This is a genomic window from Sphingobacterium thalpophilum (assembly GCF_038396785.1).
GTDB classification, from domain to species: domain Bacteria; phylum Bacteroidota; class Bacteroidia; order Sphingobacteriales; family Sphingobacteriaceae; genus Sphingobacterium; species Sphingobacterium thalpophilum_A.
On record NZ_CP151087.1, the window covers coordinates 2737250 to 2760662 of the forward strand.

Sequence of the window (23413 nt, forward strand, 5' to 3'; positions counted from 1 at the left end):
ACTTAAAAAGCTAAAAAATAAGGTGCCAAGGCATTTCGATAAGCTTCTGAATAAATACCCTTGGCGGCATAAATAACAAACGTACGTTGAGCGAGCAGTTCGACGCGTAAGCGTTCAAATGTAACGATTTTCCGAATGGCCGACTCCCCTTCAAAGGAGCTTATTTGTACTTCACTGGAACAGTATAATCCCCTTTCCGCCGAAATTTTAGTCAACGTTTCCGCTAATGCCGTTGGAACGATCAACACTAATTTTCCCCGATCCGATAAACGTAAAGCGGCGAAATCCAGCAGTTCAGCAAAAAAATCCAGATCGGTATGTCGCGCCAGCTTCTTGCGTTCATCCGGGTTATGTAAGGAATCTGTATAAAAGGGTGGATTTGATACGATCAGATCGTAATGCCCTTGTACATCCATTTGTTGAAAGGAGGAAGCATGCAGCACTAAACGTTCCTGGAAAATGGAATTACGGAAGTTTCTGTCAGCCATCGCAGCAGCCAAAGGGTCAATTTCGACAGCCTCTACCCTACTGTCTACGAGCCGTTGAGCCAACATCAATGCAATGACTCCCGTACCTGTACCTACGTCCAGTATCCGGTCCACAGGTTCTACTTCCAGCAAGGAAGCCAGCAGTACACCATCTGTGTTAATTTTCATTGCACAGTCAGACTGATCAACCTCAAACTGTTTAAACCGAAATATCGACGCCATACATCAAAGATAAAACTTTTAGAACCTTTGGTACAAACAAACCAGTGTATCCTGCAATTTATTTGCTAATTTAGTCAGCAACAAATCTATATAAGCCATGAATATCCGTCAGCTTGCTTTTATGATATTGATCATCATCGGTGTGCTTCCTACAAAACTATTGCATGCACAAGAGAATTGTGACCGGCATACAACTGAAATACTTCCCTTATTGACAAAAACATTGAACAACAATGACTTTGACAAAATTGATCCTTTACTCAATAGTATACAAGCTAGCTGTGGTACCAACGAGTTTGTACAGCGTTTACGTATTCTTATATACATCATTGAAAAAAAGAATACCACAACAGAGATCAAAAATTATATAGACAATCAATTCGATAAAAATTTTCTACAAAGACTGGATGCGGCAGACCAGGACGATTTTACAACACAATACGAACAGCATAAGGAAAAATACAATTTCGTGCCATTAAGACATCCCCTGGAGGGCATGATAAAAGTAAGAGCCAAAGCCCTGCTTGCTTCCGATAGTTATACGTTAACCGATCAGGAAAAAACTATTTTAGAGCTTTTTTCAGATACTGAAGTTGCCAATGCCGTACAAGACCAACAAGCTAACGAACAAGATAATCAACAGCGGTTTCCAGTCCCCAAAGTGTACAGAGATAGACAGAAAGCCAAACTGGGCTATGTTCCTTCAATCGGCGTAGTCACCCCACTTGGCGGAGCCAACAAAATTTTCGGAACCAACATAAACTTTGGATTTATGCTGATGAGCTCGCTGGAAAGAAAATTTATTTTCGAAGGTGGCTTCAAGGTGCGCATCAACTCAAACGACCGCAATATTGATTACAATTACGAGGGCTCCAATGTTTCGGTCAATTCTTCAGCGACCGCATTTATGGGCGGTGCTGTAGGTTACAAAGTTTTTGACAACGACAAATTTATACTGATTCCAAAAGGTATCCTTGGCATAGATATTACAGATACCGGCATCACAGAAAGTGCTTATTCCTCCGGTTATTATGATCCGGATGGTTATTATTATGATGGCGGATACACCGATCGTATGGTAACCATCAATAATGTGCACTTAGGACTTGGTCTCGCATCCCTATTTCGCATGAAAAACCAAAAGTACATTGGTTTCGAACTCGGCTATCATTACACGCCTTATGATGCAAGCAGCAAGGTATTGATCCCGATACAGGCAAATTATGGAAGCTTGGAGCTATTCTTCAGGTTTTAGGCAAATAGCCCTCAAAAACCTGATGACTTCGCAGACACCAACAGCAATGAAAGCGAGCTGAAGGTTCTTTCTGGCCAATAAGACCAGACACTTTCAGAAAAAAATACGCCAGATGATGTCTATCTTAAAAAACATCATCTGGCGTATATAAATCGAAAAAAATTCCGCTTGAGATCAATTTCCCAAGCCAAAAGGAAGATTTAATTCTTTAAAAGGCGTTGTATCTCATCCAATTTCATTAATGCTTCAACCGGAGTAAGCGAATTAACATCCAGATTATTCAGCATATCCCTGATCTTATTCAAGACAGGATCATCAATAGAAAACATCTGCAATTGGTAGGCCTGTTTCTGGATTTTGCGCATGCTATCTTTAATCTGCTCACCACCTGTGCGCTCCTGCTCCAGCCTTTTCAAAATTTGATTGGCCCGACTAAGCAACTTTTGCGGCATTCCAGCGAGCTTTGCCACATGGATTCCGAAACTATGCTCTGAGCCTCCTGGAACAAGTTTACGCAAGAAAATAACTTTGTTATTAACCTCCTTCACCGTTACATTATAGTTTTTTATACGATCCAGCGAAGTAGTCAGCTCGTTTAATTCATGGTAATGCGTGGCAAACAAGGTTTTGGCCTTAGCAGCAGGATGATTATGTAAAAACTCGGCAATAGCCCAGGCAATAGAAATACCGTCATAAGTACTTGTACCACGACCGATTTCATCCAAAAGAATAAGACTGCGGTCCGATAGATTATTCATGATGCTCGCGGTTTCATTCATCTCCACCATAAACGTAGATTCACCCGAAGAAAGATTGTCCGAAGCACCTACACGGGTGAAAATTTTGTCAACCAGGCCAATCTTAGCCTCTTTTGCTGGCACAAAACAACCAATTTGCGCCATTAACACGATCAATCCAGTCTGACGGAGCAATGCAGATTTACCCGCCATGTTAGGGCCCGTAATAATAATAATCTGCTGTGTTTTTGGATCTAAAAAAGTATCATTGGTAATATAATCCTCACCTATCGGCAGGTTTCTTTCAATGACAGGGTGTCTTCCACCTTTAATATCCAAAATCTTGCTCTCGCTGACTTCGGGTTTTACATAATAGTTTTTCTCCGCTACAACAGCAAAGTTAAGCAGTACATCCAACTTGGCTATGAGCTGGGCGTTGAGTTGAATAGGTTTGATGTATTCAGCAATGGCAACCAATAGCTCAGCATATAATCTATTCTCAAGCGCTTGTATCTTCTCCTCAGCACCGAGAATCTGTTCTTCATATTCTTTAAGTTCCTCCGTAATGTAACGTTCAGCATTCACCAGTGTCTGTTTACGGATCCACGTCGTCGGAACCTTATCTTTGTGCGTATTTGTGACCTCCAGATAATAACCGAAAACATTATTGAACGCTATTTTTAAAGAAGGAATCCCTGTGAGTTCCGCTTCCCTTTTTTGGATCTCAAGCAGATAATCCTTGCCACCAAAAGCGATCTTGCGCAATCGATCCAATTCAGGGTCCACCCCTTCCGCGATTACACTCCCCTTATTGATTGCGGCAGGAGGCTCCGCCTGAACCTGTTGCTCGATTTTTTCACGTATAACAGCACAAGCATCTAACTGATCTGAGATTGTCCGAAGAGCATCAGCATCTTTACGATCCGTAAGTTCCTTCAATTTCTCAATAGCATATAATGCGCGCTTCAATTGCACAATTTCCCGCGGATTCGCTTTTTGCAGTCCGATCTTGGAAATTAAACGTTCCAGATCTCCCACCTGCTTGATCTGACCAATCAGCTCATCCCGCAAATCACGGTTAGTGAAAAAGAAATCGACCACATTCAATCGCTCCTGAATACTCTTTTTGTCTTTGAGCGGCATCACGATCCAGCGCTTGAGCAGACGCGCTCCCATTGGACTGGATGTATGATCCAATACATCGGATAGCGTTACCGCATTTTCATTCAACGATCCGATTAATTCCAAATTGCGAATCGTAAAACGATCCAGCCACATAAAACGGTCCTCTTCAATACGGGAAAGCGTAGAAATGTGTTGCAGATTACGATGCTCGGTTTCATTGAGGTAATGCAATGCTACACCAGCAGCAACAACTCCTGCAGTCATGCGGTCCACACCAAATCCTTTCATCGAGGAGACTTCAAAATGCTTCAATAGCGTTTCAGTGGCATAATCACCCGTATAAGGCCACTCGTCAAGAAAATAGGTGTAATATTGTGATCCAAACTGCTCTGTAAACTCCTTGCTCTGTTTTTTTGAAAGAATAATTTCTCTCGGTTTAAAACCTTGAAGCAATTTATCTATATAGGCCACACTACCTTGAGCAACCAGAAATTCACCTGTTGAAATATCTAAGAAAGAAATACCGATCCGCTCCTTTTCGATAAAAATTGATGCTAAATAATTATTCGATTTCTGTTGAACAATATTGTCACTGTAGGAGACTCCAGGTGTCACTAGCTCGGTCACACCGCGCTTAACAATTGTTTTTGTCGTCTTCGGATCCTCCAGCTGATCACAGATCGCCACCCGTTGGCCAGCACGCACCAGTTTCGGAAGATAGGTTTCCAATGAATGATGGGGAAAACCAGCCAATGCAGTTTCCGATTCCGAGCCATTGCCACGCTTTGTCAAAACGATGCCCAAAATCTGGGCAGCTTTGATCGCATCCTCACCAAATGTCTCGTAAAAATCGCCAACACGGAACAACAACAACGCTCCAGGATACTTAATCTTGATCGCATTGTACTGTTGCATCAATGGGGTCACTTTCTTTTCTTTTGCCAACTTTTAAAATCAATTTTTATGAAGCGTAAAAATAGGATAATATCGTCGCTTTGGCAAACGATACACTCAACTTCTCGACAAAATCATTTCCATTAAACAAGAATATAAGCTAAGTTTGTATCCGAAAAAAATTAGTCATGGCCATCAAAAGATCTGGTAAACAAAATACGTCCAGCAAACAACAAAATACCTTCAAAAAAAAATCCTTCAACCCATTGAAGTCCATAAAATCTCCGATCCTGCGCATTGTGACACGGGTAGTACTCTATTTTATTGGCATTTCACTCTTTTGGGTCATTAGCCTGCGGTTTATTAATCCTCCCATCACTTGGTTGATGATTCAACGTGGGTTTGAGCTAAAAGAACAGGGCAAGGGATTTAAACTGGAAAAAAACTGGCTGGATTACGATGAACTTTCGGACAACCTAAAGTTAGCGGCCATTGCCGGAGAAGACGCTCACTTTATGACACACTGGGGATTCGACATGCAAGGAATTCAGAATGCCATTAAAAAAAATGCACAGGGAAAGAAATTACGCGGCGGAAGTACAATCAGTCAGCAGGTAGCCAAAAATGTCTTTTTATGGCCAGGGCGCTCCTGGTTAAGAAAAGGCTTCGAGACCTACTTTACCATTCTTATCGAAACATTCTGGAGCAAGAAACGCATCCTCGAAGTTTATCTTAATGTGATTGAAATGGGACAGGGAGTTTATGGTGCGGATGCGGCAGCTTCGTATTACTTTAGCAAAACAGGCAGCAATCTTTCCAAAAAACAAGCCGCATTGATTATAGCCATATTGCCAAACCCAAGAGAATGGGATGCGCGTAACCCTTCTGCTTATGTCAATAGACGTGCAAATGCGATAGCAAAATATATGCATCATTATACTATTCCTGAATAAGCGAAACCATCGCTATTCGGCGGATCGACCAGAAGAAAAGCAATACAGATCTATAGATCAAAAAAAAGGCCATATGTAATTATGGCCTTTCTTATATAACTCGTTTTACAACCTATCTAAAAAGTCGTTTATGCCAGCTCTGATGGAAGGGTATTACCCAAGCGTCTTCCATTTGGTGCTCATGGGTAATGGTATTATCAAATACTAAGGTATTATCGTTGATGGTACCTTCTGCCAGTAACTTCTCAAATCCGTCACGGTTAACCACGCCTATTCCCTGATCCCCTTTATATGCAAATTGCATGCGATCAAATAGTTGAATACCATACTTCGATTCAACTCCTTTTAAAAACCGAACCGAACTATCAATAGAACAACCTGATGCAGCCGCTACTTCCTCGTCCACCTTAAGGATGATAAAAAGATTATCCCGCAATTCTGCGGAAGCAGAAAGTGGTTTCCCATGCACTTTCCATTGTTCAGCAAAAGCTTCCAGGTCAGTAACAATCTCCTGTCCCTCTGTCGCCGTTAACAGGCGATCGGCCTGATAAATCCAGATACGCTTCATATGCAATGATTTTTTTACAGATCCATTTAGCCGATATGAATTGGCTGATTAATCCTATACTGTTTACACTCCCGGACACATGAAATAACTGTTCCATTATATCCGTTTCTATTTCAATTTTAAACCAGATTAAACAACTCGAATCCGGCGTGCCATTGTATTTCATCACAATACCTTGACCCTCAACTCTTACCACTAACCAATATAATACGGAGAGATCATTAAGTAAACGATCACGCCGGTAACAGCTACATAAAGCCACATGGGATAAGTAATACGGGCAAGCTTTTTATGACGCTCATAAGAACCCGATATGCCTCTAACAAATGTAAAGAGTACAAAAGGGATGATGATAATGGAAAGCAAGATATGCGTGATCAGGATAAAGAAATAGATCGGTCTCAAAATTCCCTCGCCACCATATTTTGTTTCGATTGAAGTCATGTGATAAGCGACATACATCGCTAGAAAAGCTAAGGAACAAGCAATACACCATTTGATCAAACGCTCGTGTAAAGCCTTATTACCCTTTTTTATCGCAGCCACAGCCCAAAATAGTAATACAGCCGTAATCCCATTGATAGCCGCGTAGATAGGAGGCAAAAATGTTAGCGGTTTTACATCATAACCCAGCTTTTGTAAATTCACCGTAAAAAGGATAGCAACCACTATCGGTATCACAATCGATAGCAACCAAATCCATTTACTATACTTTTTTTCCTTGTTAAGACTCTCTTCCATGATATAATTACCTCTTTTGTTCTATTGTAGCTGGATGGTTTCGGACTTCCTCGACCAATAATAATTTGATTTCATCCTCAAGGCGGTCAACATCCGTTTTGACATTAATGTCATAAATACCTCTTATCCGTCCTTTTGTATCAAGTAAAAGATAATTAGACCCAATAATAAATGGTTTGCTGCCCTCCTTATTGACAAGTGCATCCTGCAATAAACTTTCCTGGGCAAATTTAAAGATATCAACAGAAGGATCTGTCACAAAAAACCAAGATTTGGTCCAAGGTTTGTAAACTTTTGCGTATTTGGCTAACACTTCTGGTGTATCGTATGCCGTATCAACCGTAATTGAATACAAGCGGACCTTCTTATTCTGAATAAATCGATTAGCGATTTGATCCAAACGCTTAATCATCGTCCGCGATAATGAAGCATCTCTAGAGTACATCAGATGGACGACAGAAAGTGTTGTATCATTATCCAATAGATGCACTTTCTTGCCATCGAAATTCACAAAATCAACCGGGGGTACAGTATGATAGATAGTATCGGGAATATCACGTCCCCATTTACGATGGGTAGTTCCCGGAACCACTTTCTTTCCAAAAATTGGCAAAGAGGCGTAGCTATTAGAACCGCTTTTATTTAGTACAAAATATAAAAATCCTGGCAATAAAAGAATTACTGCCAGGATCAATATAGTTTTAATACCTTTCTTTTGTCCAGTATTATTATCCATTCACTTTATCTATTTATTTGGAAACAATTGATGTTCTTGAAAAGCAGATGCTAAATACCCTCCTTCAACAAGCATCAAAACAATAAAATAAATAATAAAAATAAACACAATTGCAACGGTAACAATGAAACTCGACTTCTCGAATTTCAAGTGCATAAAGAATGCAACGATATAATAAGCTTTAACTAAAGTAAGCACGATATAAATAGTATTTACTAACGCACCTTTAGCTAAAATTTGCCAATGGTGCACGAAGCCCAATGCAATTAAAAACTCTAGACAAGTAAGGGCTAAAAGTACACCAAATACTCTCCAGATGGCCTTCTTATCCATCCCACCTTCGTGAGCGTGCTCGCCATGAGCGATATTATCTTGATATTGTGACATAGCTATCTAAATTTATTATTTCGGAATTAGATTAAGTAGAAGAACGTAAATACGAATACCCACACTAAATCCACAAAGTGCCAATATAAACCTACTTTCTCGATCATAAGATAAGAACCACGGTTTTCGAATGTATTATTTAATGTCATACATAGAATGATGATATTCAAAATAATACCCACAGTAACGTGGAAACCGTGAAAACCAGTAATTGTAAAGAACAAGTTAGCAAATTGCAAGGCCGAAGTGTAAGAAATGTCATGTGTGAAATATGGCATTAATGCTGTTTTGATGGCATCACCTTCCAAACCTGTTGCTGGATTTTTACCAAACCAGAAACCCATGTGGTGTAAGTGAGTCCACTCGATAGCCTGACAACCTACGAAACAGATACCTCCCAAAATAGTCCAAAGCATCCATTTAACAACTTCATTCTTTTGGTTACGGTGACCAGCTTCCACGGCCAAAACCATAGTTACAGATGACATAATCAAAATAAAGGTCATTAAACCGACAAATACCAACGGTTGACCATGTTCTGCAATTCCTGGGATAGATTGGAAGATCTTATCAGGATCAGGCCATGTTGGATGAGAAAAGCGTTGTGCGCCGTAATAAACCAAAAATGCAGAAAATGTGAAGGCATCCCCTACCAAGAAAAACCACATCATGATTTTTCCATACTCTAAGTTCCAAGGTGATTTCCCACCATTCCATGGACCAGTTTTTACCTTATCCAATTGCGATACTGTTGTACTCATTGTTTACTATTATTGATTCAAAAGTAAGAAAACATATATATAAATCCATAAAAGATCGAGAAAATGCCAAAAAATACTGGCAAGATCCATGCGGAAAAGATTGCCGTCTTTAGGAAGTTTGTTAATTCCTATAATCGCGCCAATCAAAACGATCAACCCCGCAATAATATGCGCCAAGTGCATCCAGATAAAAACGTAAATAAAAGATTGCGATGCATTGTTATTCACAAAATAAACACCCCTATCGATCAATACATTCCAAGCATGAACTTGCAAGGCAAAAAATACAACTCCCAAAATAAAAGTTGCTATCAAAAACAACCGCTGTTTGGAAGACTCGCCATTTTTAGCCGCTTTATGTGCTAAAAACATCGTTAGACTACTAACCACAATCACCAAGGTACTATATAAAAGTGCATTTGGCAATAGGGTCTTAATCCCTTTGTCCACGCCGCTCGCTGTATATACAATGAAACCACTGGATAACGCCGCAAACATCATGAACATACCCAACATACCCAACCATAGGTTGAACTTTTGGGCTTTTCTCTGTACTAACTTCTCGTCAGTTTGTGCTTGTATATCTAACATTATTTCAACGGAATAAAGTTAAGCAATAATACGAGTTGTGTCACAGGTAAATAAATAAATGAGGTAAACATCACTTTCTTCGCTGAAGGAATATCACAATTCTTAAACAGCAAATAACCGTAATAACCAAACATTATTCCACCGACCACGGATACAATCGTAAACCAAATTCCACCAAAGCCAAAATGATAAGGTATAAAACCTGCAGGTATCATAAACAAACCTGAAATGAATACCATAAACGCAGATATCTTATCACGTTTTGTCGTCGGCAATAAGCGAAAGCCCGCTAATTTATAGTCATCATCCACAACCCAGGCAATTGCCCAGAAATGCGGAAACTGCCATAAAAACTGAATAGCAAACAACACAAAGGGAATAATAATAATTGCCGCTTCGTTATGTCCACTATAGTAGGCTAAATCGTCTTGCGAAAAGGCTGCATAATATCCAATTAATGGCGGAAATGCACCCGGAAACGCGCCGACAAACACTGCTATTGGTGATTTTCTTTTTAATGGTGTATAGATAAAGGCGTAAAGAAGGATACAGAAAACCGACAGCAGACCAGCGACAAAATTTAAACGAACAAGCACCAAGGTTCCTAAGATGCCCATAAAGACACTCAATACCAAAGCCTGTCCTGTTGTCATGCGGCCTGATGGCAACGGTCTGTCCTCCGTACGTTTCATCAGTTTATCCAAATCCTTTTCAATGATCTCATTAAAACCGTTGGCAGAACCTGTCACCAGAAAACCACCTATAGTCAACAATAACCAATTGAACCAGAATATATCACCCTGTTGTTTTGATCCTATCAGAAAAGCAATTGACGCGGAAAATACGACCGTCAATGTAAGTCTCAACTTAACAAGCTTTTTGAAATCTGAAATAAATTCTTTCATAACTAAAAGAGACCTCCTACTATCAGTGTAATTAAACACGTACTTTTAAACATAAACATCCCGAATTCCAAGATTAGTGCCTTTGCTTGTTTAACAATAACAACAGGTAGAACTGTGCCCCAAATAAGAGCGTAGCTACCACCAAATGCGTTGTCTGTGCAAATGCAGGTATTGCAAATCGAGCTAAGATAATTCCTGATAGCATTTGGATACCCACTAGAATCAATGCGATTAAAGCAAATTTATATTGCTTAGAACCCGTATTAAAACTCGTGCGGACCAAAAAGAATAATACAATAACTAAAATCAAAGAACAATATGCCAACCAGCGATGTAACTCAAACTGTTGGCCAATAGTTGTTATAAAATCAGTCCGGGCTATCGTTGAACCGGTTAATAAATCAACCTCCTCTCGAACTCCCGTTCCGACAATTACCTGTGTTAGCATCAATAAAATTGAAGCAATAGCAAGCCCTTTTAATATACCCAAAGAACGATTGACCAGTAAGGTCTTGTTTCGCAAAGTAACTGCTTTGAAATATGTATAAATACTAATACAAACAATTACAATGGCTAAGAGCATATGTACCGTAATAATCCAGGGCATCAGATTTGTCGATACAACGATCGATCCCAGCCAAGCCTGAAGTACGACAACAAAAAGATTAATCACTGACCAAACAACGATCGAGCTTTTTGATTTTAAATAGGTGAAAGAATAAATAGCTGTAAATAACAAACAGAATCCGGAAACAACGCCTACCAACCGATTGATATATTCCGTCCAAGTTTTCGCAACATTAAACTCTTCATGCTGCAAAATACTCTTATCGGTACGGAGCTTGTAAGCCATTTCCTTATCGCCGAAAAATTCTACAATTTTCGCGAAACGTTCGTTCTTCTTTGCTCTTCCTTCAATATAATGCTGTTCATATCCTTGAGGTAATTGGGAGATATCTGTTGGAGGAATAATACGGTTAAAACATCTTGGCCAATCTGGGCATCCCATTCCTGACCCTGTACTCCGAACAACTCCGCCAGCAATAATGACCAAAAACAACACAATGATCGTTATAAAATTGGTCTTTATAAATCGCTTCTCAGCTGCTGGAAACATAATACTACCCCTACCTCTTAAAATACAAACTTCCATAAAATAGAGTAGGAATTCCTACTCTATTTTATAAGATTTTATTAGTCTTTTCTACCATTTTGAGCATTCCATTCTGCCTGGATACGCTCAGCTTCCTCGTCTCCTTCGAAATCATGAGGCAAATTAGAGCTCATTGTTTCAGAGAAAGGAACACTTTGAGGAATAAAATCCTCACCATGACCTGGCTTACTGTAATCGTAAGGCCAACGGTGTACAGTTGGAATTTCTCCTGGCCAGTTACCATGGATATGCTCTACTGGAGTAGTCCATTCCAATGTGTTTGACTGCCAAGGGTTTTGTGGGGCTTTTTTACCGAAGAAAATCGATGTAAAGAAGTTCCACAAGAAAGCTACCTGACCTAAAGCAGCGATGATTGCAGCCCATGTTACCAATTTGTTGACAGAAACCCATTTCGCCATGAAAGCAAACTCTGTAAATGCATAGTAACGGCGAGGCACACCATCGATACCCATAAAGTGCATTGGGAAGAATACCATGTAAGCACCAATGAAAGTCAACCAGAAGTGTAAATAACCCAATTTTGTGTTCATCATACGACCGAACATCTTAGGATACCAGTGGTAAACACCACAAAGCATACCGAAGATTGACGCCGATCCCATTACCAAGTGGAAGTGGGCAACAACAAAATACGTATCGTGTAAGTTGATATCTAACGCTGCATTACCTAGGAACAATCCTGTCAAACCACCAGAGATAAAGAACGATACCAAACCGATAGCAAACATCATCGCTGGAGTGAAACGGATATTACCTTTCCACAACGTTGCAAGATAGTTAAACGCTTTTACAGCAGAAGGAACCGCGATAATCAATGTTGTAATCATAAATACACCACCCAAGAACGGGTTCATACCTGTTACAAACATGTGGTGACCCCATACGATAAACGATAATACGGTGATACCGATCAATGAATAAACCATTGCATGGTAACCAAAGATTGGTTTACGTGAGTTGGTCGCAATAACCTCAGAAGTTAAACCTAAAGCAGGCATAACAACGATATATACCTCAGGGTGACCTAAGAACCAGAACAAGTGTTGGAACAAAATTGGTGAACCACCTTCGTTCGGTAAAATTTGTCCTTGAACAACAAGATCCGACAAATAGAATGACGTACCAGCAGCACGGTCAAAAATCAGAAGAACAACCGCCGAAACCAATACTGGGAATGACAACATACCCACGATAGCAGTTAAGAAGAACGCCCAGATTGTCAAAGGCATTTTCCATAAGTCCATTCCTTTTGTACGCATGTTCAAAATTGTACTTACATAGTTAATACCACCGATCAACTGTGAAGCTACAAATAGAACCATACTCACCAACCACAAAGTCATACCAGTTGCAGATCCTGCGATTGCAGTAGGAACAGCCGATAGTGGGGGATAGATTGTCCAACCAGCAGAAGCAGGTCCACTTTCTACGAAGAACGATGCAACCATAATCACTGATGCTACAAAGAACAACCAGTAAGATAACATGTTCATAAAAGGAGATGCCATATCGCGTGCTCCGATTTGATATGGAATCAATAAGTTACTAAAAGTACCTGATAGACCAGCCGTTAACACGAAGAATACCATAACGGTACCGTGAATGGTTACCAAGGAAAGGAAAAACTCCGGTTTTATACGACCGCCTTCAGCCCATTTACCCAAGAATACTTCTAATATAGGGAACTCTTTATCCGGCCATGCTAATTGGATACGGAATAATACTGATAAAAGCATCGCAAAAACTGCCATGATGATACCAGTGATCAAGAATTGCTTAGCAATCATCTTGTGGTCACCCGAGAAGATATACTTTCTGATGAACGACTCCTCGTGATGATGGCCGTGCGAATCGTGATGTTCAGCGCTATGCGATATTACTGTACTTGACATATTCGATTTTATATTCAAAAATTCTTAATTAGTTCAAAGATGCTGTAACTTGTACGCTATCCTTTTTCACGTTAGCTGTTTTACCGCTGAACTCTTTTTGCAAATCCTCAGTAAAATATTTGTTTTGTTTAGCTAACCACTCTTTATATTTCTCTTCAGTTACGACAACCACTTTCTTTTGCATGTTGTAGTGACCAGATCCACAGATCTTGTTACACAACATCACGAAGTCATAGTTATAATCACCCAAACGATCACGCATCTCTTCTGTTGTAACAGTAGGTGTGAACTGGAAGTAATTGGTCATTCCCGGTACCGCATTGATCTGAACACGGAAATCAGGAATATAGAAAGAGTGAATAATATCTTTTGAAACGATATGGAAACGAACCGGTTTATTTACAGGCAACCAAATTTCAGATCCTTGAATATCATCCCAAGAATTTTTATCATTAAAGTCAATACCGTACGGGTTGGTTGGTGTCGTCATTTTATAATTACGTTTACCAATAATCCCATCTGAACCAGCATAACGGACATTCCATTGGAATTGCTCGCCTAATACCTCAACTTGTAATGCTGACTTTTGTAGATCCTCAGGAATATTTGTGATTGATCTCCATGTAAAGAAACCGAACAATACCAAAACTGTCAAAACAACAGCGGGAACAATTGTCCACAATTTCTCAATTGCATTGTTATGAGGATAATAATAAGCCTGACGTTTTGCACGCATGCGATACAAAAATGTAAAAGTCATCAACAAGATGTGTGTGATAACCAATACAAATGTTGTAATTGCAGTCGTAATGATAAACATTGTATCAATACGCTCACCGTGCTCAGTTACTGCAGATCTCCAATAAGCGGCTCCCCAGTGTACATATGACCAATATACACCGTAAAGGAATACAACCAAGAAAATGAATAACAATGCCGATTGAAACGTGTTATTCGCAAACGGATTGTATTTACCGTTCATCTTTCTTGTCAATTCATAGATCGAAAGTACTTTACCGATAACGGCAACAACTGTACATATAACCAAGAATAACAAGACATAATATGTGAAGTTTTTATAAACCTGAGGGTCTATTTGCTTCACTTCTTCAACAGCAGGAGCAGCAGCACTAGCTTCTGTAGAAGAACTAGCAGATGCAACAGCAGCAGTACCTGCTGCCGCTGTTGTATCTTTTGCAACCGAATCCGTTGCTGCAGGGGCAGCCACTGCTGTAGTCGCCGCTTTAGCAGAATCAGATGCTACTGTATCTTGTTGACTTGCTAGGATAGGAGTCGCAAAAAGCAATCCTAGTGCAAGCACAAAACCCGAGATGGATTTGAATCTATTATTTAATTTAAAGCTCATTTCTTTTATAACGTTTTTACGTAACCTTCCTTTAAAAGTGAAACTATATCTGATGATGCAAACTCTCATCCAAGAAAGGATGATTTTTAGGCACCAATGCTTGTTTACTCAATTTACTCATCACTAAGAAGATGAACAAACCTAAGAAACCAAGTGCAGTTCCGATTTCAATGATACCAAATCCTCTATGTTCAGCAACAGTACCAGGCATGATCATGATATAATAATCTAGCCAGTGACCAGCCAATAATAGAATCGCTACGAACAACATCACGTTTTGTTTCCGTTTCGCATCGCGATCCACTAATAGTAACAATGGTGCCACAAAGTTAATGATAATACTCAACCAAAACCAAGGTTTGTATTCAGGTTCCCAACGTTTGTAGAAATAAACTGTTTCCTCTGGGATGTTTGAATACCAAATCAACATGAATTGTGCAAACCAAACATAAGTCCAGAAGATAGAGAAACCGAACATCAATTTACCCAAATCGTGTAAATGATTTTCGTTTACCCAGTTCATATAACCAGCTTTCTTCAATACAACAACGATGATCGTGATACATGAAATACCACTTACCCACATTGCTGCAAAGTTATACCAACCGAACATTGTCGAAAACCAGTGTGCCTCTAAAGACATTACTGTATCGAAAGACCAGATAGGTGTAGTAAAACCGAAGATAACTAAGAAGATTGCCGACAATTTGAATGACTTTTTATAAGAAGTCAATCCACCTTCTAAATCTTCTTTATAAGAAAGTTTCGCAAAAATAACGGCAAAAATGCTATATGTACCCATAAACACGACCTGACGGATCAAGAAGAATGGAACATTTAAATAAGCAGATTTACCTGCGATAATAGGGTCAAAATTTGTACTATGCGGATCAGTGATACCATCTGCATTCCAGTGGTGATATAAGTTATGTGTGGTTAAACCTAAACCTACAATAACTAATAAAACTAATGATGCAATTGGTAAAACACTCGCCATAGCCTGAGGTATACGTACCAAACCTGCAGACCATGCAGATTGTGTTACATATTGCAAGGCAACAAAGAATGTTCCAGCTGCGCATACACATGTAAAGTAATAACCCATCAATAACAAGTTGGCATAAGTACGCTCTACAGTAACGTGATCGCCCGAAAGCAACCCGAAAGCTACAGCAGCTACGCCTAGTACAACAGCGATAATACTGTACAATTTAGCCTTGCCAGCAAACTCGTATCGCTCGTTGAAATTATAATCGTGATGATGACTGTGAGTTCCCATTTATATATCTGATGTTAGATTATTTCTTTTGTAATTCGTGAACATACATAACAACTTTCCATCTCTCCTCTGGAGACAATTGAGATGCATGTGATCCCATGGAGTTGTGTCCGTAATAAATTGTATGGTAAATTTTACCATCAGTCAAGTCAGCCATCAAACCACCCCGTGAAGAGCTCGCTGCATCTGTTCTTTGATAAGATGGTGGCGGAGGAAAGTTCTCTAATTGACGAGTACCTCTTGAATCAGTCACGCTACGGTCTTTCGTGATAGGACCATCACCTTTACCTTCTACTCCATGACATATCGAGCAGTAAGTGGTGAACAAAGCTTTACCTTTTTCAAGATTTTCGGCATTTACGACCAAAGGACTTTTTACTTCTCTTCCTGCACGTTCATAATCCTCTAATGTATTGGCATACTCAAAACGAGTGAAACCAATTGGATCCGTACCTTTAGGAGGTGCTTGTGCTGTTTTTCCATCAGCAAAATTCGCATTAGGTTGATCCGGATTGAAAGCAAGCGGATCGTACATGTTACGAGAAAACTCTAAACCTGTACTACGAGTTGTTTTGTCACCACAAGAAGAAACAAGTGCTGTCAATGCCACAGCTGCGCATAGCGTTCCAAGTAAATTCTTCTTATTCATAGCTAACATATTTTCTATCATTGTACTTAACTTCAACAGCTCCAGCTTCTTTCAATAAGCTATCGATCAAAGCGTGATCTGTATTTTCATTGGCATCTACTGCAAGGATGAAACGATCATCTGTTGCTCTCAAGTCCATTACACGAGGTGCACGTCCCGGAAATAAGTGGTTACGGAAGAAAAACGTGGCAACCATACCCAAGGCACACAATAAGATCGTAACCTCAAATGTAACTGGAACAAAGTTTGGCATACCAAAAGATGGTTTACCACCGATATTCATCGGCCAATCATAGGCCATTGTATAATACAACAAACTAAAACCCAATGTCGTTCCTAATGCTCCAAAGCAAAATGCTGCGATAGGCAAGCGAGAAGGTTTCACACCCAGCTTTGCTTCGATGCCGTGAATAGGCATCGGAGTAAAGCAGTCGTAAATACTTATATTGTTTGCTTGCAATTTGTCGATCCCATGCATCATTTCATCGGGATCCGCAAAACTACCTAATATATATTTTGTATTGCTCATTGCTGATTATTTTCTAACTGATAATTCTTTAATCTCTTCTTCTGTCACTGAATCATATTTCTCTAATGACTCTTGGAAGTACTTAACTTGTTCCTCAGGGAATGCGCCTTCTTGAGCCAATTTAGTTTTATGTTGTAATGAAGATGATTTCAACAACAATTTCACTTCGGCGATAGCGATACCTGGTAAGAAACGTAAGAACAACAAGAATAATGTAAAGAATAATCCGATTGAACCTACAAAGATACCTACGTCTGTCCAAGTTGGGTAGAACATTGCCCAAGATGAAGGCAAGTAATCACGGTGCAATGAAGTCACGATAATTACAAAACGCTCAAACCACATACCGATGTTTACAACAATCGATAAGATCCATGAGATTGGAATACTTGTACGGATTTTTTTGAACCAGAATAACTGTGGAGAAATTACGTTACACGTCATCATTGACCAGTAAGCCCAAGCGTATGGACCCAACATACGGTTCTCGAAAGCATACATTTCGTATTCTGAACGAGAGTACATGGCGATAAACAACTCAGTCAAATAAGCCACACCTACGATAGAACCTGTCGTCATGATAATGATATTCATCGACTCAATGTGGAACATCGTGATGTAGTTCTCAAAGTTCATTACTTTACGTAAGATCAACAATAAAGTCTGTACCATCGCGAAACCAGAGAAGATCGCACCCGCCACGAAATATGGAGGGAAGATCGTTGTATGCCATCCAGGGATAACCGAAGTTGCAAAGTCCATGGATACGATCGTGTGTACAGAAAGTACCAGCGGAGTAGAAATACCTGCCAAGATCAATGACACGATTTCAAAACGTTGCCAAGTCTTAACTGAACCATTCCATCCGAATGATAATACAGAATAGATTTTTTGTTTTAATCCAGTAGCACGGTCACGAATTGTCGCGATATCCGGCAACAAACCACAGTACCAGAATACCAAGGATACTGTAAAGTAAGTCGAGATCGCAAACGCATCCCATACCAAAGGAGAGTTGAAGTTTACCCAAAGTGATCCAAATTGATTTGGAAGTGGGAAAATCCAATAAGCCAACCAAGGACGACCCATGTGAGCTACAACGTATGTAGCCGCACAGATTACCGCAAAGATCGTCATCGCCTCTGCAGAACGGTTGATTGAATTACGCCAGTTCTGGCGGAAGATTAATAATACAGCTGAAATCAACGTACCCGCGTGACCGATACCTACCCACCATACGAAGTCGGTGATATCCCAAGCCCAGCCTACAGTTTTATTCAGACCCCAAGCGCCGATACCTGTCCAAAAGGTATAACTAACGCTAACTACCCATAATAAAGCACCTAATACAGCAACGGTAAAACCAATCCACCATGCTTTATTCGGTTTATTTTCAACCGGTAGTAAGATATCATCCGTAATTTTTGCATACGTAATGTCCTTACCGGTCATTAATGGTTCTCTTAATATTGATTCGTTATGCGATGACATAGTATTTTTATTTCAAATATTGTACAAGATTACGCCTCAAAAGTGTTTCTAACTTTTGTCATATAACCGATACCCGGTTGAACATTGATTTCCTCAAGTACGTAATAAACACGCTCGTTGCGTAATGCTTTAGATACTTCTGATTCTGGATCATTTGCATCACCAAAGATAATTGCATTTGCAGAACATGCTTGTTGACAAGCCATTTGGATATCGCCATCTTTAACTTTGCGATTTTGAATCTTAGCTTGTAATTTACCTGCTTGAATACGTTGGATACACATTGAACATTTCTCCATTACCCCACGTGAACGAGTAACAACATCTGGATTCAATACCAATTGTGTGAACTCATTGTTCAAGTAGTTGTCAAAACGTGAATCATTCCAGTATGCAAACCAGTTGAAACGACGAACTTTGAAAGGACAGTTGTTCGCACAGTAACGTGTACCAAAACAACGGTTATATGCCATATGGTTCAAACCTTCTGAAGAGTGTACTGTTGCCAATACTGGACAAACCGTTTCACAAGGTGCGTGACCACAGTGTTGACACAACATCGGTTGGTGAACAACAGTGATATCTTCGAAATCCAAATCAGCCGAAGCTCTCGCAATTTCTTTCTCTTTTGTAAGATCTTGATCTTTTCCTTCGATTGTATAGTAACGGTCAATACGTAACCAGTGCATTTCACGACGACGACGAACCTCATCACGACCTACAACAGGAATATTATTTTCAACGTTACAAGCAACGATACAAGCACCACACCCTGTACATGCGTTCAAGTCGATCGCCATCACCCATTTGTGACCAGGTTGCTCATATTTGTTCCACAAATCGTATGTTTTGTGATTATCCGTAAAGCGGCCTGCCTCAGAGTTAGGATCTTTCAGATATTTCGCAAATGTCGTTTCACGAATAACGTTACGACCTTCGATCGTGTGGTGTGTTTGTGTTTGTGCCAATTGGTAAGTACCAGACGCTTTCGCTACAGTTGCTTTAGCAACACCTTGTACTGTACCATTGATGATAGAAGCAAAAGGGAATGCGTTTTTACCAACTTCATTACCTGCTTTACCAACTTTTGTACGGCCGTAACCTACAGCAACTGAAACTGTTCCTTGTGCTTGACCTGGTTGTTGTACAACTGGCAATTCCAATTCAACACCATTTGCTTTTACAGTTACTTTACCATCTTCACCCAAACCTAATTTCTCAGCATCTTTCGGGTTAAGCGCAGCGTAGTTGTCCCAAGTTACTTTAGAAACCGGGTCAGGCAATTCCTGTAAATAAGCGTTGTTTGCGTAGCGACCGTCACGAAGACCAGCAGGCTCATAAAGTTTCAATTCAAACTCACCTGTAATCGCTTTGCTTGATGCCTCAATTGCCGAAGCTGCTGCTGCTGCATTTCCTGTAAATGCAGGAGCTGTTGCCGCTTTAGCACCTTTATATTCAAAACCAGTTTGCAATACAGCATCCCAGTTTTTCGTAGAACCTGCTAAGATTTGTGTAGACCACAAGTTCTTAACGAAGTTGTACATATCGGTATCATTTCCTGCCCAAGTCAATAAGCTTTGCTCAGCTTGACGTGTTTTGAAAACAGGATTAATTGTTGGTTGAACGATAGAGAACAAACCTTCTTTTGGATTCGCATCACCCCAAGATTCCAAGAACGTACTTGCTGGAGCAATCGCGGTCAATTCAGAAGCTGTTTCATCCGCACGTTGCGAAAATGATAAGGTGAAAGGAACTTGTTTCAACGCCGCTTTTACATCATCTGCTTTGAAGTAGTCATACACCGGGTTGCTATTCAAGAAGAACGCAACACCAACTTGACCTGATTTCGCTGCTGCTAAGAAAGCTTGGAACGAAGAATCCGAACCTTGGTATTGTTTAGAATAGTTATCCAAATCGATGATTGTACCGTAAGCACCTAATGCAACGTTGATTGCATTCACTAATACTTGTACATTGACATCGTTAGATCCAGCAACAACAACTGCTGCGCCTTTGCTGTTCACCAATTCTTTCGCCGCTAGAGCGACACCTTTTTGTGCTTTTTTGTTTGCAGTAGCACCAGCCAAAGACTGACCAGTGATTGCATTATATAAAGCAACCAATGTAGCACCTTCTTCCGAAGGTTTGATTGCGATACGTGCATCCGCATTTGTACCCGTCATGGAAAGACCAGACTCAAATTGCACGTGACGTGACATTTTGCCGTTTTTCAACGATTTATAATCACGGTTTTTAGCGTATTGTTGTGTATGCTCCTCACCTGCTAACCAAGTTCCTAAGAAATCAGCTGCAACGGAAACAATCACATTTGCCTTTTCAAAATTGTATGAAGGGACAACAGCTTTACCAAATGAAGCTTTATTCGCCTCGATAATACCGCTGTAAGAAACAGCATCGTATTGTACATGGTTAACTGTTGGGAATTTCGTTGCGAAAGCAGCGATAGCCGCCAACGTTGAAGGACTGTTTACGGTGTTAGAAACGATCGTAATTTGTTTACCAGAAGATGCTGCTGCATTCAAAGCTTTAACAACCTCCCCATCCAATTTAGACCACTCAACATCTTGACCTTTCAATTGCGCCTGTTTCAATTTGGACTCATCATATAAATCCAATACAGAAGCAGCAGTCGTTGAATCCAAACCTTGGTTCAAACCAATTGCATTCGGGTTAGGCTCAACATTGATCGGACGACCTTCACGAGTTTTAACCAAGATGCTTTGACCGTTGAACGTCGAAGCATAATAGTTAGGGATACCTGGAGTTACCTCTTCAGGTTTAATCAAATAAGGAACTGCCTTATGCACAGGAGTACGGTTACAAGCCGCTAAAGAAACAGCACCCAAACCAAATCCTAATGCTTTCAAGAAGTCACGGCGAGGAGTTTTAGTACTCAAGCCAGCTTCGTTTAATACATCTTCTACAGGAATAGATTCGGCAAACTCACCCTTGCTTCCTTCAACGAAAGCATGAGTTTGATTTAACTCTTCCAAACCTTTCCAATATTTTTTATTGCTATCCATTTAAGCTGTATATAAGATTGCGTATTTCAAATAATTATTAATAGTGACACTTACCACACTCAAGACCACCGATCATGGCTGCAGTCATTTTCTCACCTTTCTTAATTCTTTCGTGTGCTTTAATCAAATCTTCATAGTATTTGTTATCCGATTTGATATCTGTCTTTTTGTGACAATCAACACACCATTTCATCGTCAATGGAGAGTATTGGTATACTTCTTCCATATTTTGGATTGGACCGTGACAAGTTTGACACTCAACACCAGCTACCACAACGTGTTGTGAGTGGTTGAAGTAAGCAAAGTCAGGTAAGTTGTGAATACGAACCCATTGAATTGGTTTCGGATTGTTACCGTAAGTACGCGTATCAGGATTCCAATCCAATGCACGATAGATTTTAGCAATTTCCGGAGAAATTTCACCATCATAATGCTCTGAAGCAGTGATTGTATTGTGACAGTTCATACATACGTTGGCCGATGGAATAGACGCATTTTTAGATTTAAATGCTCCACCGTGACAGTATTGACACTCAATTTTGTTAACACCAGCGTGGATTTGGTGAGAGAACTTAATTGGTTGAACCGGCTGATAGCCTTGGTGAACACCAACGTTCCACATTGTTTTCCAACCACCTACAGCTAATAATGCAACTAACATCAAGACTGTAAAGCCAACCAACTTCTTGTTCTTAACGAATGCTTTCGCAAACTTCACAAAACGTTGGCTATCTTCTGGCTCTTGTTGCGCAGCAATAGCTTCTTGGTTCTTAGCAATTACATTTTCTAAGGTACGGATCACACGATTCAACACCACGATAACGACAACAGCCAAAACAACAACTGCGATCAAGCCCAAAATCATGAACATAGACGCGTTATCATCTTTAGCTCCAGCGCCACCAGCAGCAGCCTCTTTCGGTTTCTCCTTAGAAGCATCTGTGATATACACTAATACCGACTTGATCTGATCGTCAGATAAATCAGTAAAAGAAGTCATCACAAGCTTGTTGTTCTCTTCGAAGATTTTAACTGCATCAGCATCGCCAGACGCAATTAAAGCCTGAGAGTTCTTGATCCACTTGACTAACCAAGCTTCGTCTTTCGTCTCTGGAATCCCCTTTAAAGCAGGACCAACCACTTTTCTGTCAATGGCGTGACAGGATGTACACTTAGATTTGAAGATTTTTTCACCTTCCTTGACATCTTGCGCATGCAACGTCGTAACGGCAAATAATAGCATCAAACTCGTTGACACCACCCTCGCAAGGCTTCCCAAAACGGATGAGATAGTTCTCATATTTAGCACTTTATACTATTTATTTGTGAATGTAAAAAATTAACTCCCATGGTTAAAGGAGCCACTACCCCCCTAACAATGCCACAAAAGTATGATTTATTAACAAATCGCTGACAATTTTGTGACCTTTAATATCAATTTATAATCATTCTAAACAAATGCGTTTAAACAAGGATAAAAACAGCATTAAGCTATTAAAGTGGTTCCATCGCTACAACTTTTCATTTGGATAGCCACTCAAATATAAGACAATTCCATGACAATTTAAAATACTCAAAATAACAGATCGCAGAAGACACAAAAGGTTTTTTTTCGACTTAATTTCC

20 protein-coding genes are annotated in these 23413 nt (G+C 40.0%); 2 read left to right on the forward strand and 18 right to left on the reverse strand.

The annotated features are described in order from the left end of the window. Nucleotides 1-2 precede the first annotated feature (2 nt). Nucleotides 3-710, reverse strand: coding sequence for a tRNA1(Val) (adenine(37)-N6)-methyltransferase (locus tag AACH28_RS12185; RefSeq protein WP_088160240.1), 708 nt, complete (start codon nucleotides 708-710; stop codon nucleotides 3-5). Between the two features lie 97 nt (nucleotides 711-807). Between AACH28_RS12185 and AACH28_RS12190 the strand changes: the two genes are divergently transcribed. Next, a complete protein-coding gene (locus tag AACH28_RS12190; protein WP_145327835.1) occupies nucleotides 808-1965 on the forward strand; it encodes a hypothetical protein in 1158 nt (385 codons plus the stop codon). A 200-nt stretch (nucleotides 1966-2165) separates the two neighbouring features. Here the strand turns inward: AACH28_RS12190 and mutS are convergent, their stop codons facing one another. Continuing rightward, nucleotides 2166-4772, reverse strand: a complete 2607-nt coding sequence (mutS, locus tag AACH28_RS12195) for a DNA mismatch repair protein MutS (RefSeq protein ID WP_088160238.1) — start codon at nucleotides 4770-4772, stop codon at nucleotides 2166-2168. A 137-nt stretch (nucleotides 4773-4909) separates the two neighbouring features. Between mutS and mtgA the strand changes: the two genes are divergently transcribed. Further along, nucleotides 4910-5674, forward strand: a complete 765-nt coding sequence (gene mtgA, locus AACH28_RS12200) for a monofunctional biosynthetic peptidoglycan transglycosylase (protein WP_070560704.1) — start codon at nucleotides 4910-4912, stop codon at nucleotides 5672-5674. Between the two features lie 112 nt (nucleotides 5675-5786). Here the strand turns inward: mtgA and AACH28_RS12205 are convergent, their stop codons facing one another. The 16 genes from AACH28_RS12205 to AACH28_RS12280 form a co-directional block, all read right to left on the reverse strand. Continuing rightward, nucleotides 5787-6242, reverse strand: coding sequence for an ABC transporter ATPase (locus AACH28_RS12205; protein ID WP_145327837.1), 456 nt, complete (start codon nucleotides 6240-6242; stop codon nucleotides 5787-5789). Between the two features lie 195 nt (nucleotides 6243-6437). Beyond that, nucleotides 6438-6983: a DUF420 domain-containing protein gene (locus tag AACH28_RS12210; RefSeq protein ID WP_145327838.1), complete on the reverse strand. Its 546-nt coding sequence runs from the start codon at nucleotides 6981-6983 to the stop codon at nucleotides 6438-6440. A 7-nt stretch (nucleotides 6984-6990) separates the two neighbouring features. After that, nucleotides 6991-7719 carry an SCO family protein gene (locus AACH28_RS12215; protein ID WP_145327839.1) on the reverse strand — a complete coding sequence of 243 codons (729 nt, stop codon included), beginning with the start codon at nucleotides 7717-7719 and terminating at the stop codon, nucleotides 6991-6993. A 9-nt stretch (nucleotides 7720-7728) separates the two neighbouring features. Then, entirely contained in the window at nucleotides 7729-8106 is a 378-nt protein-coding gene (locus AACH28_RS12220) for a cytochrome C oxidase subunit IV family protein (RefSeq protein ID WP_088160234.1), read from the reverse strand. 26 nt (nucleotides 8107-8132) lie between these two features. Continuing rightward, the gene (locus AACH28_RS12225; RefSeq protein ID WP_046674128.1) at nucleotides 8133-8867 is read right to left on the reverse strand and encodes a cytochrome c oxidase subunit 3; all 735 of its coding nucleotides are present in this window, start codon (nucleotides 8865-8867) and stop codon (nucleotides 8133-8135) included. Between the two features lie 9 nt (nucleotides 8868-8876). Next, a complete protein-coding gene (locus tag AACH28_RS12230; protein ID WP_075991043.1) occupies nucleotides 8877-9458 on the reverse strand; it encodes a cytochrome c oxidase subunit 3 in 582 nt (193 codons plus the stop codon). Further along, entirely contained in the window at nucleotides 9458-10363 is a 906-nt protein-coding gene (cyoE, locus tag AACH28_RS12235) for a heme o synthase (RefSeq protein ID WP_070563553.1), read from the reverse strand. Before cyoE ends, AACH28_RS12230 begins: the two co-directional genes overlap by 1 nt. Nucleotides 10364-10436: 73 nt before the next feature. Next, a complete protein-coding gene (locus AACH28_RS12240) occupies nucleotides 10437-11480 on the reverse strand; it encodes a heme A synthase (RefSeq protein WP_070563550.1) in 1044 nt (347 codons plus the stop codon). Nucleotides 11481-11557: 77 nt separating this feature from the next. Beyond that, a complete protein-coding gene (locus AACH28_RS12245) occupies nucleotides 11558-13429 on the reverse strand; it encodes a cbb3-type cytochrome c oxidase subunit I (RefSeq protein ID WP_172462307.1) in 1872 nt (623 codons plus the stop codon). Between the two features lie 28 nt (nucleotides 13430-13457). Continuing rightward, nucleotides 13458-14795: a cytochrome c oxidase subunit II gene (locus AACH28_RS12250; protein ID WP_075991042.1), complete on the reverse strand. Its 1338-nt coding sequence runs from the start codon at nucleotides 14793-14795 to the stop codon at nucleotides 13458-13460. A 43-nt stretch (nucleotides 14796-14838) separates the two neighbouring features. After that, the gene (locus tag AACH28_RS12255) at nucleotides 14839-16074 is read right to left on the reverse strand and encodes a quinol:cytochrome C oxidoreductase (RefSeq protein WP_145327840.1); all 1236 of its coding nucleotides are present in this window, start codon (nucleotides 16072-16074) and stop codon (nucleotides 14839-14841) included. 19 nt (nucleotides 16075-16093) lie between these two features. Continuing rightward, nucleotides 16094-16732, reverse strand: coding sequence for a c-type cytochrome (locus AACH28_RS12260; protein WP_407073646.1), 639 nt, complete (start codon nucleotides 16730-16732; stop codon nucleotides 16094-16096). After that, the gene (locus AACH28_RS12265; protein ID WP_088160227.1) at nucleotides 16716-17252 is read right to left on the reverse strand and encodes a DUF3341 domain-containing protein; all 537 of its coding nucleotides are present in this window, start codon (nucleotides 17250-17252) and stop codon (nucleotides 16716-16718) included. Before AACH28_RS12265 ends, AACH28_RS12260 begins: the two co-directional genes overlap by 17 nt. Before the next feature lie 6 nt (nucleotides 17253-17258). Next, complete coding sequence (gene nrfD, locus AACH28_RS12270) at nucleotides 17259-18743, reverse strand: NrfD/PsrC family molybdoenzyme membrane anchor subunit (RefSeq protein WP_046674137.1); 1485 nt, start codon at nucleotides 18741-18743, stop codon at nucleotides 17259-17261. A 29-nt stretch (nucleotides 18744-18772) separates the two neighbouring features. Further along, nucleotides 18773-21787, reverse strand: coding sequence for a TAT-variant-translocated molybdopterin oxidoreductase (locus AACH28_RS12275; protein ID WP_341833047.1), 3015 nt, complete (start codon nucleotides 21785-21787; stop codon nucleotides 18773-18775). Between the two features lie 37 nt (nucleotides 21788-21824). Then, a complete protein-coding gene (locus tag AACH28_RS12280) occupies nucleotides 21825-23087 on the reverse strand; it encodes a cytochrome c3 family protein (protein ID WP_341833048.1) in 1263 nt (420 codons plus the stop codon). Between the last annotated feature and the right edge of the window lie 326 nt (nucleotides 23088-23413).